Raw genomic sequence first — 17045 nt, forward strand, 5'->3', positions numbered from 1 at the left:
ATGATCTGCAGCCGGTCGCGAGTCCACGAGAAGGTGGCGTAGTCCATGATCGAGACGAAGAAGGCGAGCAGCGGCACGGCAAGCGCCAGCCGCGCCAGGCGGCCCTTGCGGCTGAGGATGGGCACCCGCCGGCGCCAGGTCCGCCAGCCGTAGACGAGCAGCGTCAGACCGCCGACGATGCCGACCGCCAGCATGACGGCCGTCCACGGGCGCTCGCGCACCAGGAGCGGCATCAGCGCCACGATCTGGCGGGCGAACAGGAAATCCGTGGGATAGAGCGGGTCGCCGAGATAGCGCGATTTCTGGTGGCCGACAAAGGCCAGCGCCAGCGTCAGCGGCGCCACGATCATCAGGCTCTGGTGGCTGCGGCCGAGTATGGCGTCCAGTCCGAGCAGCACCAGGGCGAAGACGATGATGGTGGTCCAGCCGGGCTTGAAGGGCTGCATGAAGAAATCGACTGTGCCGAAGAAATCGCCGCGTACGATCAGCTCGATCGCGAAGACGAGCAGGGCCGAGGCAAGAAGCGTCGACAGGCCGTAGCGTACGGTCGGCCAGGCTCGTCCCGGCAGATAGCCGGTGGACGGATCGTCTTCCAAAAATTGCGGCGCGGGTTTGGCCGCGCCTTTCCTGATCCTTGCCACTTTGCTTCCCCGGCCCTTGTCGCGCGTCTTCCACTCGCGTCACGCCACTGTCATCGAAATGTCACGCAAAGCTAGCGCCTGTGGCGGAAATAAGAAGAGCCAGCAAACTAAACGTGAGCGGTTTTCATCAGGTGTGATCGCCAAAAAGGTCTTTTGGAACAGGCAGTCAGCCGGTTCTTGCGGCTGAAATGCGGGCCGAAGAGACGCCTGCGGGCTTGACTTGGCTGTCCGCCTTGCGCCAGAGGCAGACAAAACCAGCCTCTGGAGAGACCTCAAATGGCCGTCGCATTCACCTTTCCGGGACAGGGCAGCCAGGCCGTCGGCATGGGCAAGGACCTTGCCGATGCATTCCCCGAAGCGCGCCGCGTCTTCGAGGAAGTGGACGCAGCGCTCGGCGAAAAACTGTCGAAACTCATCTGGGAAGGACCGGAAGAGACGCTGACGCTGACCGCCAACGCCCAGCCGGCGCTGATGGCGGTGTCGCTGGCGGCGATGCGCGCGCTCGAAGCGCGCGGCTTCTCTTTGAAGGACAAGGTGGCTTATGTCGCCGGCCATTCGCTTGGTGAATATTCCGCGCTTGCCGCGGCCGGCTTTGTTTCGGTCGGCGACGCGGCGCGGCTGCTTCGGACCCGCGGCAACGCCATGCAGGCGGCGGTGCCGACCGGCGAGGGCGCCATGGCCGCGATCATCGGGCTGGAACAGGCCGACGTCGAGGCCGCTTGCGCCGAGGCAGCTCGCGAGGTCGGCAACGGTTCCGTATGCCAGGTCGCCAACGACAATGGCGGTGGCCAGCTGGTGATCTCCGGCGCCAGGCCGGCGGTCGAGCTGGCGGCGAAGCTGTGCACCGAAAAAGGCGCCAAGCGGGCGCTGATGCTGCAGGTTTCCGCCCCCTTTCATTCGGCGCTGATGACGCCGGCCGCCGACATCATGCGCGAGGCGCTGGCCGGTGTCGCGAAATCCGCGCTGGTGGTTCCGATCGTCTCGAACGTCACCGTAACCCCGACCAGTGACCCCGATGAGATCGCCCGCCGCCTGGTCGAGCAGGTGGTCGCCCGCGTGCGCTGGCGAGAGACAGTGGAATGGTTTGGCGCCCACGGCGTCGCGAGCCTCTATGAAGTCGGCGCAGGCAAAGTGCTGTCGGGCCTGGCGCGCCGCATCAACCGCGACATCGCCACCGGCGCCGTCGGCACAGCGGCGGAGGTCGAGGCGACGCTGGCGGCATTGGGGTGAGGCCCCTTTTTCGTCATTCTAGGGCGGAGCAAGGAGCGAAGCGACGCAGCGCAGACCCTAGAATCCATGCCGTGACTTGGAAGTGCCGCCGCGATGCAGAATTCTGCTCCGTTGCATCCTTCGGCCAATGTCACGGCATGGATCCTCGGGTCTACGCGTCCGCTTCGCTCCCGCTCCGCCCGTGGATGACGAAGGGAACAACGCCCGAGTTAATCTCCGAAGTTTATGGTTGTCATTGAATGCAGGCATCCAACATATGAAATCCAACACTTCTAGCGTGACTTGGACGATTTAACGTATACGGAACGCGCATCGCCTGTGGCGCATTCGCAAAAATGAGGTTGGAAAATGTTCGAACTGACCGGCCGCAAGGCGCTCGTCACCGGCGCAACTGGGGGCATCGGCGAGGCGATCGCCAGGGTGCTGCACAGCCAGGGCGCGATCGTCGGCCTGCACGGCACCCGTGTGGAGAAGCTGGAAGCCTTGGCGGGCGAATTGGGCGACCGCGTAAAACTGTTTCCGGCGGACCTGACGAACCGCGACGCGGTCAAGGCGCTCGGCCAGAAAGCGGAGGCCGATCTCGAGGGCGTCGACATCCTGGTCAACAATGCCGGCATCACCAAGGACGGCCTGTTCGTGCGCATGTCGGACGCCGACTGGGATTCGGTGATCGAGGTCAACCTCACCGCCGTGTTCCGGCTGACCCGCGAACTGACCCATCCGATGATGCGCCGCCGCCATGGCCGCATCATCAACATCACCTCGGTGGTCGGCGTCACCGGCAATCCCGGCCAGACCAATTACTGCGCCTCCAAAGCAGGCATGATCGGCTTTTCCAAGTCGCTGGCGCAGGAGATCGCCACCCGCAACATCACCGTCAACTGCGTCGCGCCGGGCTTCATCGAATCGGCCATGACCGACAAGCTCAACGACAAGCAGAAAGAGACGATCATGGCCGCGATCCCGACCCGGCGCATGGGCACCAGCGTTGAAGTGGCATCCGCCGTCGCTTATCTCGCCTCAAACGAGGCGGCCTATGTCACCGGCCAGACCATTCACGTCAACGGCGGCATGGCAATGATCTGAGGCTGGGCGGGCGCCTGTGAAAACAGCCATTTCGGCTTGGACGCCCGTCATTTTTCGTGTAATGCGGCCCGCAACCCGGCGGTTCGGGCAAAAACCGGTCCTGTGGCGTTGCGTTGCCCGCAAGACCATATTTCAGCTTGATTAGCGGCATTCCGCCCGCTAACGAAGATAGACAACCTAAGACGAGGATTGCCCCAAATGAGTGACACCGCAGAGCGCGTCAAGAAGATCGTCATCGAGCATCTCGGCGTCGACGCCGACAAGGTGACGGAGCAGGCGAGCTTCATCGACGATCTGGGCGCGGACAGCCTCGACACGGTTGAGCTCGTCATGGCGTTCGAAGAAGAGTTCGGCGTCGAGATTCCGGACGATGCGGCCGAGACCATCCTCACCGTCGGCGACGCCGTCAAGTATATCGACAAGGCCTCGGCCTGAGTTCTTTCGCGGGCATCACCGGGGAGGACCTGCGATGAGGCGTGTCGTCGTCACGGGCCTTGGCCTGCTTTCGCCGTTCGGCATGGGCGTCGAGCATAGCTGGCGGGAATTGCTCTCCGGCCGCAGCGCCTGCCGGCGCGTCACCGAATTCGAGGTGGACGATCTTGCCTGCAAGATCGCCCACATCATTCCGCGCGGCGACGGCTCGAACGGCACCTTCAATCCGGAGGCAGTGCTCGAGCCGAAGGAACTGCGCAAGATCGGCGAGTTCATCCTCTACGGCATCGCGGCAGCCGACGAGGCGCTGGCCGATTCCGGCTGGAAGCCGCAGACACATGAGGACCAGTGCGCCACCGGCGTTCTGATCGGCTCCGGCATCGGCGGCATCGACGGCATTGCCGAGAACGCGATGATCCTGAAGGAAAGCGGCCCGCGCCGCATCAGCCCCTTCTTCATCCCCGGACAGATCATCAATCTGGTCTCGGGCCAGGTTTCCATCCGCCACGGCCTGAAAGGCCCGAACCATGCGGTGGTCACTGCCTGCTCGACCGGTGCGCACGCCATTGGCGACGCCGCCCGGCTGATCATGTGGGGCGATGCCGATGTGATGCTGGCCGGAGGCGCCGAGGCGCCGGTCACGCGGCTGTCGATTGCCGGCTTCGCCGCCTGCCGCGCGCTCTCCACCGAGCGCAACGACAGCCCCGAAACAGCTTCGCGTCCCTATGATCGCGACCGCGACGGCTTCGTCATGGGCGAGGGCGCGGGCGTCGTCGTCCTGGAAGAGCTGGAGCACGCCAAGGCGCGCGGTGCCAAGATTTATGCCGAGGTCACCGGCTATGGCCTGACCGGCGATGCCCACCATATCACCGCGCCGGCCGAAGATGGCGATGGCGCCTTCCGCTGCATGACGGCGGCGCTGAACCGGGCGAAACTCTCGCCGGCCGACGTCGACTACATCAACGCGCACGGCACCTCGACCATGGCCGACACGATCGAGCTCGGCGCGGTCGAGCGGCTGGTCGGCAATGCCGCCTCGAAGATCTCGATGTCGTCGACCAAGTCGTCGATCGGCCATCTGCTGGGCGCCGCGGGTGCCGCGGAAGCGATCTTCTCGATCCTCGCCATCCGCGACAACGTCGCGCCGGCAACCATCAATCTCGACAATCCGGAACGCGAGACCGCGATCGATCTCGTGCCGAACAAGCCGCGCCAGCGCCAGATCGATGTCGCGCTATCGAATTCCTTCGGCTTCGGCGGCACCAACGCCTCGCTCGTATTCCAGCGCTACAATGGCTGAAAGGCCAACCCGGGCAATCCCGGGAAAGGTGCTCAGCGCCTTTCCGCCCGGGATTGCTCGGAAACCCACAACCAGCCGGCAGGCCCGCCACCTGCCGTCATTTTTGCCAAATTCTCCCCTAGTTTGTAGTTAGGGGATTCGTTGCAAGATCAGACGGTAGGGCGCGCCATGAGCACAAATCCTGGGAGCACAAATCCGGGCGGCGACGGGGATTTCGCACGGCAGGGCACAAAGGTGCCGATCATGCCGAAGACCGCGGCCGAGGCGTTGCGCCCGGAAGCTGGCACGCCGCCGCCGTCGAAGCGCTCGCGCGCCTCGCGCAGCCAGTTCGTCGTGTTCCTGAATTTCTTCCTCTCCATGGTTATCCTTGCGGTGCTCGCCTCGGGTGCCGCGCTCTATTTCGGCATGCAGGCTTTCGTCGAGCCCGGCCCGTCCGCCAATGGCGACACCTTCATGATCAAGCCGAACACCGGCGTGCAGGAAATTGCCGACCAGCTGGAACGCCGCAGCCTGATCAGCGATGCCCGCATCTTCCGGCTCGGCGTGCGCGCCACGGGCAATGAATCGGCGCTCAAGGCTGGCGAATATGCCATCAAGCCGCGCGCCTCGATGCGCGACATCATGGAGCTCTTCAAGAGCGGCAAGTCGGTGATGTACTCGCTTACCATTCCCGAAGGGCTGACGGTCGAGCAGGCGCTGCAGCGCGTCGCCGATCAGGAGGCGCTCACCGGCGACATGCCGCCGACCTTGCCGCCGGAAGGCACCATCGCCACCGACACACTGCGCTTCACCCGCGGCGCCACCAGGCAGCAAATGGTCGACAAGCTGGTCGCCGACCAGAAGAAGCTGGTCGAGGATGTCTGGTCGCATCGCGCGGCCGACCTGCCGATCGCCAACGTCGACGACTTCGTCACGCTCGCCTCGATCGTCGAGAAGGAAACGGGCAGGAGCGACGAGCGCTCGCGCGTCGCCGCGGTGTTCCTCAACCGCCTGGCCAAGGGCATGCGGCTGCAGTCCGACCCGACCATCATCTACGGCCTGTTCGGCGGCAAGGGAAAGCCGGCGGACCGGCCGATCTACCAGTCCGACCTCGACAAGCAGACGCCCTACAACACCTACATGATCAAGGGCCTGCCGCCGACGCCGATCGCCAATCCGGGCCGCGCGGCGCTTGAAGCGGTCGCCAATCCGTCCAAGACCGACGACCTCTATTTCGTCGCCGACGGCAATGGCGGCCATGTCTTTGCAGCGACGCTGGAAGAGCACAACCAGAACGTCGCCCGTTACCGAGCGCTGCAGAAGAAGCAGGCTGATGCCGCCGCCAAGGCCTCCGGCCAGACGACGGCGCCGGCAGCCCCCGACGGCAACGCCGACAGCAGCGACGCCGGGGCCAATGGCGAGAATGGCGACGCCGGCGGCGACGCGCAATAGGCGCCATGCATGTCGCCCAAAAGTGCGCAGCGGTTTTGGGAAAACGACATGCAACGAAACTCAATGCATGTCGCCCAAAAGTGCGCAGCGGTTCTGGGGAAACGACATGTACCACACGGAAGCACGCGTCCTTTGACGCGAGGCCATATTCATGTTTTGAGGGGGCGCCGGCCGATCGTCCGGCGATTTTGGGCGCGCAGCGCTGGGCAACGCAGCCTTGGCTGCGACAGGGGGACGACAGGGCAATGAGCCTGCAAAGCATGACCGGTTTTGCGCGGTGCGCCGCTGAAAGCGAGGGCACCTCGATCGCCTGGGAGGTGAAATCGGTGAACGGCAAGAGCGCCGAGGTGAGGCTGAGATTGCCGCAGGGTTTCGACCGGCTGGAGACCGCCGTCCGGCAGACCGTTCAGAAGCGTTTCGCGCGCGGCAATTTCCAGGCGACGTTGACCGTCGGCCGCGCCGCCGCACGGCAAATCCAGCCGGTGGTCAACGAGGCGTTCCTCAGGGACCTGGCAGGGCTGGCCAAGCGTTTGCAGGAGCAGTTCGGCACCGAGCCCGCCACCGCCGACGGCCTGCTTTCCCTGCGCGGTGTGCTGGACATTCCCGAAGCCGTGGAGACGGAGGAGGAGCGGGCCGCTCTCGACGCCACGATCCTGTCTGCGCTGGAGATGGCGCTCGCCGGGCTGGAGCAGGCGCGCCGCAGCGAGGGCGCGGCGCTGGGCGCGCTTCTTGCCGGCCATGTCGATGTCATCGAGGCGCTGACGCTGAAGGCCGAAGCCGATCCCTCGCGCGAGCCCGCGGCAATCCGCGAGCGTATCGCCGAGCAGGTGCGCCTGTTGACGGATGCTTCGGCCAATCTCGACGCCGTCCGGTTGCACCAGGAAGCGGCCTTCCTCGCCACCAAGGCCGACATCCGCGAGGAGATCGACCGGCTGAAGACGCACGTCGCTTCGGCGCGCGTGCTGCTCAAAAGCGGCGCCGCCGTTGGCCGCAAGCTCGATTTTCTGGCGCAGGAATTCAATCGCGAATCAAATACCTTATGCTCCAAGTCGAATGCCGCCGCGGTTACCGCGATCGGGCTGGAGCTCAAGGCGGTGGTCGACCAGTTTCGCGAGCAGGTCCAGAATCTGGAGTGACGGGATGGTTGCCAAGGAGCCGACGGCCGCCAGGGATCTGGGGTCCCGCATCCGCCGCCGCGGATTGATGCTGGTGCTGTCGTCGCCGTCGGGCGCCGGCAAGTCGACGATCGCGCGCAATCTTCTCGAAAGCGATGGAAGTCTCGAGCTTTCGGTCTCCGTCACGACAAGGCCGCGCCGCGGCTCGGAGATCGAAGGTGTCCACTATCACTTCCGCACCGTGCGCGAGTTCGAGCGGCTGCGCGATTCCGATGCGCTGCTCGAATGGGCCGAAGTGCACGGCAATTGCTATGCGACGCCGCGCGAACCGGCGGAAATCGCGCTGGCCGAAGGCCGCGACATGCTGTTCGATATCGACTGGCAGGGCGCCCAGCAGCTCAAGGAGAAGATGCGGGCAGACATCGTCTCGATCTTCATCCTGCCGCCGTCGATGAAGGAATTGAAGGCGCGCCTGAAGCGCCGCGCCGAGGACCAGGAATCGGTCATCGAGACCAGGTTGAAGAACGCCCGCCTCGAGATCGAGCATTGGAAGGAATACGACTTCGTCATCGTCAACGACGATCTCGACCGCGCCTTCGCCGAGGTCCGCGCCATCGTCACGGCCGAGCGGCTTCGCCGCGACCGACGGCCGGGCCTGTTCGACTTCATTTCGGGGCTGTTGGACGAGAAGACGGGGTAGGTCTGCCCTTATTTAGGCATAGCGATATCTAAGATGAGGCTCGCCAGCGGCGCTTCGTCCCCGGCAAAGCTCTCGATCATTGCGTCCAGAACACGTTCACGCTCGAGCACATCGGCATTGAACCAGAATCCCGCGTTCTCCATCAACATCGCCAGGAAAGTGAGCTGCGTGCGGCCGTTGCCTTCTCGGAAAGGGTGCACTGCGTTGATTTCGGCCAAAACATGCGCCGCCCGAACCGCGAACTCTTCGATCGGTGAACCGCGAAGATAATCGGCGTCGGCCAGTTCCCCGAAGATTCTCTGCATTTCCGGGTCGATATATTCAGGATAGCAGAACCAATTGCCGCCTTTGCCAATGCGAATGGTTCGAATTCTGCCTGCCCATTCATAGACATCCTGAAACAGGTGACGATGAATGGCTTTGTAATGTGCGTAATCCAGATGGCCGGCAGGTATCTGCTCGTCTGCCCTGGTCAGGAAAAGCGCCAACTCGAACTCGTCGAGTTCAGCTTGATCAATAATGCTCAGCTTGTTGCGAAGAACGGTGGTGCCTGGATAGCACAGCGGATCGTCTCCAGCGGCGTAAACCACCTGCTGATCCTATTTTTTGCTGGACGCCTGTTTCCTGATCAACGCTCTACGTTCATCCCCCGTGAGGCCGCGCGCACGGCTTTCCGATAGAATCGTCGCCATGCGTCGCGACAATCTGAGACCCTCGACGGCGCTGATCTTTTCGCCCCTGTCACTGGTCAGGACGAACTGATCATTTCGGTCGGAACGAACGATGGGATGGTCCTTCTTCATAACGGTGACACTACCATGTCCCGTGATTTCTCGGCAATCGCGAAGCGGCGTTCCGGCAGGGAGGCGCCAGCGGGGCTACAGCATATTCGTCAGCCTGACAAACTCTTCCACACTGAGCGTCTCCGCCCGCCGCGTCGGGTCGATGCCGGCCCGTAGCAGCAGCGCCTCGCCGCCAAGGCTCTTCACGCTTTGCCTTAGCATCTTGCGGCGCTGGCCGAAGGCGGCCTCGGTGACCCGGCCCAATTTTCTGGCATCCACCGGCAGCGGAGATAAGCGCGGCACCAGATGCACCACCGATGAAGTGACCTTCGGCGGCGGCGTGAATGCCTGCGGCGGCACGTCGAAGGCGATCTTCGCCTCGGTGCGCCAGCCGGCCAGGACGCCGAGCCGGCCATAGCCGTCGCTGTCCGGGACCGCCGTGATGCGCTCCGCCACCTCGCGCTGGAACATCAGCGTCATCGATTGGTAGAAGGGCGGCCAATCGGCCACCGTCAACCAGCGGATCAGAAGCTCGGTGCCGATATTGTAGGGCAGGTTGGCAACGATCTTCACCGGCCCGCCATTCGCCGCGCCGGCAAGCGCGGCAAAATCCGTCTTCAACGCATCGCCGGGAATGACCTCCAGGCGACCGGGATAATGGCTGGAGACCTCGGCCAGCGCTTCGAGGCAGCGCTCGTCGCGCTCGATGGCGATCACGCGCCGCGCGCCGTTGAAGAGAAGCGCCCGCGTCAGTCCGCCCGGACCCGGGCCGACCTCGATCACCGTCGCCTCGCCGAGATCGCCGGCGGCGCGCGCGATCTTGCCTGTCAGGTTGAGGTCGAGCAGAAAATTCTGCCCGAGCGCCTTCTTGGCCTGCAGGCCATGCCGCTCGATCACCTCGCGCAACGGCGGCAACCCGTCGATTGTGGTGCGCCCGCTCAATGGATCCTCACGCGGCGGTGGCCTGCCGTCCGCTGTCGGCCAGCCGGCGCGCCAGCCTTAGCGCGGCGATCAGGCTGTCGGCGCGCGCAATACCCTTGCCGGCAATGTTGAAAGCGGTGCCGTGATCGGGCGAGGTTCGGATGAACGGCAGGCCCAGCGTCACGTTCACCGCCTCGTCGAAGGCTAAGGTCTTGGCCGGGATCAGCGCCTGGTCGTGATACATGCAGAGCGCCGCGTCATAGGAAGCGCGCGCGCGCGGATGAAACATCGTGTCGGCCGGCAGCGGTCCGATTGCGTCGATCCCCTCCGCTTTGAGCATCTCGACGGCCGGGGTCACGATCGCAGCATCCTCCAGGCCCATGGCGCCGCCTTCGCCGGCATGCGGGTTGAGCCCGGCGATCGCAAGCTTCGGCCGCGCAATGCCGAAGCGGGTCTCGAGATCGGCGGCGGTGATGCGCGCGGTCGCGACGATCAGCTCCGTCGTGAGCAGCTTCGGCACTTCGGCCAAAGCGATGTGGATCGTCACCGGAACGGTGCGCAGATCCGGTCCTGCCAGCAACATCACCGGCGTCACATCCCTGCCGGTGTGGCGCGAAGCCAGATGCGCCAGATATTCGGTGTGGCCGGGAAAGCCAAATCCGGCATCATAAAGCGGCTTCTTGGCGATCGGGCAGGTGACGATCGCCGCTGCGTGGCCGGCGAGACAGTCGGCGACGGCGCGGTCGATGGCTTCGATGGTGCCGGCGGCGTTGGCCGGGTTCGGCTCTCCCGGGCTGTCGAAATGACGCGCATCGAGCGGAACGACAGGCAGAGCCCGGGCAAAGTGGTGCGCCGCCTGTCCGGGCAAGGTCTCGACGACCGTCACATTCGCGCCGACCAGGCGGGCGCGGGCTTCGATCAAAGCGGGGTCGGCAAGCAGGTAGAAGGGCGGCACACCGGCGCTGTCGCCAGCTTGCCAGGCGGCGATGGCGATCTCGGGCCCGATGCCCGAGGGATCGCCGACACTGAGCGCCAGCGGCGCGTGGGTCTTCTGCGTGCTCATGCGGTCGGCTGGCTGCTGCGGTATCGCACGCTTGTCGCTCAGAGCATGATGCCGAAAAGTGTGGAGCGGTTTTCGGGCGACATCATGCTTCGTTTCTTCGGTTTAGAGACGGATTCGGATTTCGGATCGGACCGACGTGAAATCATCCGGCTCTAGAGCATGATGCCGAAAAGTGTGGAGCGGTTTTCGGACGACATCATGCTCTATCTCTTGGATTTAGAGCCGGATTCAGATTTCGGGTCGGACTCGACCTGAAATCATCCGGCTCTAGCGCTCGACGATCTTGGCCTTCTGGCGCAGCTCGGCGACATATTTCTTGCTGAGCTCGTCGGCGTCCTTGTCGTTGCTGCCTTCGGCCTGGAACACCATCTGCGCGGCCTTATCGTCGGAAACCTCGCGCGAGGAGCAGATGCCGATGAACTCGACGCCGCGCTCGGTCTCGCGGGTTGGCGTCGCGGCGCCGACCTTGGTCGCCTTGATCTGCTCGGCCCAGTCGGACGGCAATTGCGGCGCCAGCACGCGGCCGAGGTCGCGCACGGTGACGTCGATCAGGCCCTTGGCGAATTCCCGCGTGGTGCTGCAGCCGCTGAAGCGGGCGCGCATGGCGTCGGCCTCGCGCTTGCGCTTGGCGAGCGTGCCGGCGCGCTCCGATGCCGGCACCACGAAGATCACCTGCTGCAGCATGTATTCCGTCGCGGTCGGCTTGGCGCCGCCCTTGTCGAGCATGCGCCGCACGGCGTCCTGCTCGGTCACCGAGCCGCCTTCGCCGGAGCGGTAGCGCGCGCTGAGCGCTTGGTTCCAGGCCATCTGGGCACGGATGAATTCCTTGAAGTGTTCCTTGGTGACGCCCGACTGCGTCATGATCGCGTCGAGTTTCGCCAGCGGCATCTTGTTGCCCGAGGCGAAGCGCTGGTAGGCGGCTTCGACCTGCTGATCGCTGATGCGGATGCCCAGCCGCTTGGCCTCGGCCAGGCGCAGCGTCTGGTCGATCATCTCCTGCGCGGCATCGCCCTTCTTGTGCTGCAACTTGAAGAAGGCGGCGCGGTGCGCGATGTCGCCGGTGGTGATCGCGATGTTGTTGACGACATACTTGATCTCAGCGGCGAAAGCAGGCCGCACGACAGCCGTGACCGAAATCGAGGCCGCCACCAGAAGCGCGAATCCCGCTGAAAACAGGTATTTCCTCATCTTACCTTCCTAATTTTCCCCATCCCGATTTTCCGCCATCGCGGCGCCGCGCGTCCTCCGAACGCCTGCGCGATGCAGTCGACCCCATGCCCATCTTATGCGGCGAAACGATGTCGCCGGCGCATGGCCCCGGGAAACGCGGCCCATTCTCGAAGGAACACGCTCCAAATCAAGACCAAAGCCCATCAGCGCCCCAGCCGGCGCACGGCTCGGAGACCGCGCGCCCGCCGCTTGATCACTGGATGGTATCGACCGCGCTTGTTGACGAACCGAAATCGCCGAGCGTGCGGAACGACAGGTTGAAACCGATGTTCTGCGACACTTCCTTGGTGACGGTGTCACGCGTCTGCGAATACGTCATGATGTAAGTGAAGCAGGTATCGTTGTAGGCGAAGCCGACGCCGTCCTTGACCAGCACATTTGTCTCGATGTCGTAAGTGCCGGTGCCGAACAGCCGCCAGTTCTGCGCCAGATGGGTCGAAGCGCCGAGCGTGAGCTCGTGCCGGTCGGTGGTGAACCCATAGAGCGGCTGCGCCTCGATGAAGGCATATTTGGCGCTGAGCGATATCGGCAGGCTGGAATAGGCAGCCTTCACTTCGGCGCGCCTGACCTCGAATGTCTGCTCGTCGAAACGCCCGCTCAGCGAGCCGGAGAAACCGCTCGGGCTGTTGAGGCCGACAAGACCGACATAATCCGAGGTCTGCTTGTCCAGGCCGGACTCGGCCCCGACATTGACGAGGTCGGGCGCGGCAAAGGAGTTTTCGCCCGCGAGCTGGTACGACTGGCCGAAAATTGCATTCGTGGCCCAGCCATTGTCATAGGCGCCTGAATACCGGAAGCCGATATTGGCGCGCGTGCCGCCCTCTATGCGGTCATAGCCCGAGAATTTGTCGCGTTCGAACAGCGTGGTGGCGTCGAAGACGAAGCTCTGCGCGTCTTCGTTCGGGACGGCCAGCCCGCCGACATATTGCTCGTTCGGGCGCACGAAGACCTGCGCCGTCGGCTCCAGGACATGGCTGGAGTTGGGCATTGAGAACAACAGCGGCCAACGCGCCTCGAGGCCGAGGGTCGCCATGTAGCGGGCAAGCGAGGAACGCATGTCGACGTCCTCGCTGAGATTCGTCCCCATCTGGTTGACGGCGGCGAGCGAAGCCGAATTGGCGTTGACGTAACCGGCATCGCCGCGGAAGGCGAGCAGCGGTGTCAGTTGCAGGCCGCCATCTGTGGTGAAGGTGCGCTTCCATTCGGCTTCCGCCGTCAACCGGCTCGACTCGCCTTCGATGCCACGCACATTGTTGATGGAAGTGTTGTCGATCGGATTGGCCAGCACGGCATCCAGCCGGTTGCGGCTGATCACGCGTGTATTGACGTTGAACGACAATTGGCCGCCGGCCACCGACGTGTCGGGGATATAGGCGTAGTCGAGAGACGGCAGCACCCAGGGCTGCTTGGCGGAACGCGCCGTCGGATCGCTGGAGAGCGTGTCTTCCTGCACCTCGAAGCGCATGGCGCGAACGTCGAAATAATTGCGGTCGCTCAAGCCCGTCAGATAGATCGACGACTGGTGGACGAGGTCGTTGTAGCCTTCGATGTTGTAGGTGCGCGAGAAATTCTTGTCGGTCTGGAGCAGCACGTCCCAGCCGAAGTCCCAGCGCTCGTTGATGGCGAACTGGCCCTTGGTGCCCATCATGCCGCGGAACTTGTTCGGATCGTTGACAGGCCCCGAATTCACATTATGGCCGGCGGCATCGACAAATGCGCCGGGATCCTGCTGATTGATGCCGGCGATCTTCAGCGTGTACTGGCCGTTGTTGAAGCGCTGGCGCCACTCGGCCTCGCCGAGGAAACCCTGCTTGGTATAGCCGCTGCCGGTGACGGTCAGGTCATAGGTCGGAGACAGGGCGAAGTAATACGGGACTTTGACGCCGACGCCGAGATGGTTGTTGTAGACGATGCCGGGGATCAGGAAGCCGCTCTTGTGCTTCACCGTCGGGTCGGCGATCTCGAAGGCCGGCAGATAGGCGAGCGGGTAGCCGAAGAATTCGAAATTCGAGTTCTCGAAGCGGACCGTCTTCTTCTCGCCGTTCCAGATGATCTTTCGCGCCTTGATGCGCCAGGTCGGCGCTTTGTCCGGCTTGTCCTCGCAAGGTTCGCAGGCGGTGTAGACGCCGTTGTGGAAGGTGGTGAGCACGCCGCCCATGCGCTCCGCGCTCTCGGCGGCGAAATAGGCTTTGTCTATCGTCTCGACGCGCAGCGCGTTGAGAAAGCCGTCGGCGAAGTCGTCGGTGATGTCGATATGGTCAGAATTGACCTTGGTGCCGTCGCTGTTGATCAACTCGACGGCGCCGCTGGCGACGAGGCGCTTGGTGTCGCGGTTGTACACCACGCGCTGGGCGACCAGCTTGTTGCCGCCATAGTCGATCTGCACGCCGCCGACGGCCGTGACCGTGTGCTTGTCGTTGTCATAGACAAGCGTATCGGCGGCCAGCAGCATCTGCGTGCCGGAAGGGACGGACTTGGCAGTGATCTGCTGCGCCAGCGCAGATGCCGTCGGCACCGCGCAAGCGAACAGACACGCCAAGGCAGTCGCCCCATAGAGGCGTGCCAAACCGGCCTGCCTATGGCTGCGCAAAACCGCCTCCCTCACTAGCCGTCTTCCTTGTATAGCAGAAACGTCACCCCAAAGAACATAGCCACGACAACCGGAACCCATGCAGCCACCACAGTAGGCACGAATCCGGCTACACCGAATGCCTTGACCAGTACCGAAACGACATAAAGCAGAAAGCCGGCCACGACGCCACCCAGAATCATCGTTGCCGACTGTCCCATTCGTGCAAATCGCATTGAAACCGTTGCAGCAATTAGCGTCATGGCGACGAGGAGGAACGGCAAGGCCACCAGCGAATCAAACTGCATGGCGAAGGCGTTTGCCTTGAGCCCGAAGGAACGGGCAACCTCGATCTTGCGCGGCAGCTCGTAGAAGGGGATGGTTTCCGGGCGCGCCAGGCGCTCCTGCACGAATTCCGGCTTGAGATTGGTCGGCACCCTGTCGGACGCCAGCGCCTGGATATTGCCGCCCTTGAAGACCTTTACGTCCTGCAATTCCCAATAGCCGTCGCGCAGGAAGGCTTTGGCTGCATCCTTGCGTTCGGCGATGTTGCCTTGCGGGTCGAGGATGAAAAACACCGCGTCCGCCATCTCCAGCCCCTGATTGAGGATGGCGCGGGCGCCGATGATGGTGTCGCCCGATTCGGTCTTCTGCCTGAGCCAGGGCGTGACGTTGGTCGTGACGGCATTCGACTTGCCGGCCCTGAGGTCGTTCTCCATCTGCTCGGACCAGGAAAAGCCGTGCGCGGCGATCGGATTGATCACGGCAACCGACAGCACGCCGAACATCAGCGCGCCGACGCAGCACGGAAACAGGAACTGCCAGGCCGAGACGCCGGCCGAGCGGGCGATCACCAGCTCGTAACGGCGGTTGAGCGACACCAGCGTTGCCATTGCCGAGAACAGTCCGACGAACGGCACCGTCTGCAGCATGATCATCGGCATCCTGAGCGCCGAAATGGCGAAGGCTGTGCCGTAAGTGAAGCCGGGCAGCCCGGTCGTGCGGCCGGAAAGCTCGGTAAAGTCGATCAGGAACACCAGCGCCAGCAGGCCGAGGAAGAACCAGAAGGTGATCGAGACGTAACGGAAAAAGAAATAACGGCCCAGCGTCCAGCCCATGGTCAGGCTCCCTGGCCGGAAGTGCGCCGGACGAGCCAGAGCTTGAATGTTGTCCAGTTGTCGCCGGCACGCTTGGCAATGCCTGTCAGCCAGTCTGCCCAGGCGACCGGCAACTCCATGGTGCGCGACGATACGATGAACCAGATCGAAACCGCGGAGGCGATGAGCGGTATGGCGTAAAGCAGGTAGACATAGTACCAGACCCTGTCGGCCTTGCCTGCGGCGAAGAAGCCCAGCCATCGCACGAAAAGCGCTATCGCGATTGCCGTGATCAGCGGATTGATGCGCGCCTCCCGGTGCGAGCGCGCGTCGCCCGCAACGGCAAGAGCGATCAGCGCGAACACCAGCGAATAGGACCATTCGGCGAGGCGCTGGTTGAGCTCTGCCCGGTAGCTGCCCGGGTCGCGCTGGAACATCTTGTCGTTGGGGTCCGGGTTGAGCAGATATTGCGTCGTGCGGTCCTTGGGCAAAAGCGTGATGTCGTTCGCCGCCGACATGAAAGCCGACATGTCGAAGGCGTAGGAGGTGAAGCGGATGACGGAGAGGTCGCCGGTCACCGATTTGCGGTTGATGACGCCGTCATTCATCATCAGCACCTTCTCGTCGCCCTTTTCGACGATGCTGCCGGTCTTGGCATAGTAGGTCAGGCTGGCGCCTTCCTCGCGTGAATCGGCCACGAAGATGCCGCCGAGCCGGTTGCCGGGAAGCCGCTCGCCAACCTGCAGGAACAGGCCTTCGTCAATCTTGCGGAACGTGCCTTCCTGGATGATCAGCGACAGAAGGTCGGCGCGCGATGCTGCCACCAGCTGGCGGTTCTTCTGCCTGGCATAGGGATCGATGGCGTTGTCGACGATGAAGGAAAACGCGCAAGCCGCTATCGCGAGCAGCAGGATCGGCCGCGCGATCGTCCAGCGTGAGGCGCCGGCGGCGCCGAGCACGGCGAGCTCCGAATCGGTGTTCATGGCGCTCAGCGTCTGCGCCACCGCCACCACCAAGGCGAACGGCACCACGATCGGGATGATCGAGGGGATGATGAGTGCTGCGACTTCGAAGAAAGTCAGCGCCGACTGGCCATTGTCGGTGACGAGGTCGATCTTGGCCAGAACCTGCGTGGTCCACACGATCGCCAGCGTCCAGACCAGCGCCGCGAGGAACATCGTCAGCGCGCGGCGCATGATGTAGCGTTCAACGACCTTCATGAAGGCTTTTCTCGATTTTGCCGAACGGCATCATGCCCGCCGACAAGGTAGTGATCCGGCGGCGCCCGCACAACTGCGTCATGGGCGGCTCGCTCCGGTTTGTCGCCCCACGCCACGTGCCCCGGCGTGGCGGAGTCTCCGCGCCAATGAATAAGAAATGCAAAACATCGATGGTTAACAGCAGGTTGCGGCAGCAAGCTAAGGTCGTGCCGGGGCGAATCCTTTGTC

Annotated in this window: 14 protein-coding genes and 1 pseudogene; 7 read left to right on the forward strand and 8 right to left on the reverse strand. The window is 63.6% G+C overall.

The window, feature by feature from the left end; translation table 11 throughout:
• Positions 1-641, reverse strand: a pseudogene (locus FJ980_RS00005) (hypothetical protein); the annotation flags it as partial.
• Positions 642-917: 276 nt separating this feature from the next.
• Between FJ980_RS00005 and fabD the strand changes: the two are divergent.
• The 7 genes from fabD (at position 918) to gmk (ending at position 7935) form a co-directional block, all read left to right on the forward strand.
• Positions 918-1871 carry an ACP S-malonyltransferase gene (gene fabD / locus FJ980_RS00010; protein WP_140540842.1) on the forward strand — a complete coding sequence of 318 codons (954 nt, stop codon included), beginning with the start codon at positions 918-920 and terminating at the stop codon, positions 1869-1871.
• A gap of 348 nt (positions 1872-2219) precedes the next feature.
• Positions 2220-2957 carry a 3-oxoacyl-[acyl-carrier-protein] reductase gene (gene fabG / locus FJ980_RS00020; protein WP_140540844.1) on the forward strand — a complete coding sequence of 246 codons (738 nt, stop codon included), beginning with the start codon at positions 2220-2222 and terminating at the stop codon, positions 2955-2957.
• 198 nt (positions 2958-3155) lie between these two features.
• Entirely contained in the window at positions 3156-3392 is a 237-nt protein-coding gene (locus tag FJ980_RS00025; protein WP_006203723.1) for an acyl carrier protein, read from the forward strand.
• A 34-nt stretch (positions 3393-3426) separates the two neighbouring features.
• Positions 3427-4689, forward strand: coding sequence for a beta-ketoacyl-ACP synthase II (gene fabF / locus FJ980_RS00030; protein ID WP_140540846.1), 1263 nt, complete (start codon positions 3427-3429; stop codon positions 4687-4689).
• A 243-nt stretch (positions 4690-4932) separates the two neighbouring features.
• Positions 4933-6120 (forward strand): endolytic transglycosylase MltG, encoded by a 1188-nt coding sequence (gene mltG, locus FJ980_RS00035; protein ID WP_246676249.1) that lies wholly within the window; start codon positions 4933-4935, stop codon positions 6118-6120.
• 245 nt (positions 6121-6365) lie between these two features.
• Positions 6366-7256, forward strand: coding sequence for a YicC/YloC family endoribonuclease (locus FJ980_RS00040; RefSeq protein ID WP_140540849.1), 891 nt, complete (start codon positions 6366-6368; stop codon positions 7254-7256).
• 4 nt (positions 7257-7260) lie between these two features.
• A complete protein-coding gene (gene gmk, locus FJ980_RS00045; protein ID WP_140540850.1) occupies positions 7261-7935 on the forward strand; it encodes a guanylate kinase in 675 nt (224 codons plus the stop codon).
• An 8-nt stretch (positions 7936-7943) separates the two neighbouring features.
• Here the strand turns inward: gmk and FJ980_RS00050 are convergent, their stop codons facing one another.
• The 7 genes from FJ980_RS00050 to lptF form a co-directional block, all read right to left on the reverse strand.
• Entirely contained in the window at positions 7944-8525 is a 582-nt protein-coding gene (locus FJ980_RS00050; RefSeq protein WP_140540851.1) for a Fic family protein, read from the reverse strand.
• A 288-nt stretch (positions 8526-8813) separates the two neighbouring features.
• Positions 8814-9659, reverse strand: a complete 846-nt coding sequence (gene rsmA, locus FJ980_RS00055) for a 16S rRNA (adenine(1518)-N(6)/adenine(1519)-N(6))-dimethyltransferase RsmA (protein WP_140540853.1) — start codon at positions 9657-9659, stop codon at positions 8814-8816.
• Positions 9660-9666: 7 nt separating this feature from the next.
• On the reverse strand, positions 9667-10701 hold the full coding sequence (gene pdxA, locus FJ980_RS00060) for a 4-hydroxythreonine-4-phosphate dehydrogenase PdxA (protein ID WP_140540855.1): 1035 nt from the start codon (positions 10699-10701) through the stop codon (positions 9667-9669).
• A gap of 267 nt (positions 10702-10968) precedes the next feature.
• Positions 10969-11889, reverse strand: coding sequence for a peptidylprolyl isomerase (locus FJ980_RS00065; protein WP_140540857.1), 921 nt, complete (start codon positions 11887-11889; stop codon positions 10969-10971).
• A 235-nt stretch (positions 11890-12124) separates the two neighbouring features.
• Positions 12125-14536 carry an LPS-assembly protein LptD gene (locus FJ980_RS00070; RefSeq protein WP_181181056.1) on the reverse strand — a complete coding sequence of 804 codons (2412 nt, stop codon included), beginning with the start codon at positions 14534-14536 and terminating at the stop codon, positions 12125-12127.
• Positions 14536-15618, reverse strand: coding sequence for an LPS export ABC transporter permease LptG (gene lptG, locus FJ980_RS00075; RefSeq protein WP_140540859.1), 1083 nt, complete (start codon positions 15616-15618; stop codon positions 14536-14538). Before lptG ends, FJ980_RS00070 begins: the two co-directional genes overlap by 1 nt.
• 2 nt (positions 15619-15620) lie before the next feature.
• The gene (gene lptF, locus FJ980_RS00080) at positions 15621-16817 is read right to left on the reverse strand and encodes an LPS export ABC transporter permease LptF (RefSeq protein WP_140540860.1); all 1197 of its coding nucleotides are present in this window, start codon (positions 16815-16817) and stop codon (positions 15621-15623) included.
• Positions 16818-17045 lie beyond the last annotated feature (228 nt).

This window comes from Mesorhizobium sp. B1-1-5, assembly GCF_006443065.1.
In the GTDB taxonomy this organism is placed as follows: domain Bacteria; phylum Pseudomonadota; class Alphaproteobacteria; order Rhizobiales; family Rhizobiaceae; genus Mesorhizobium.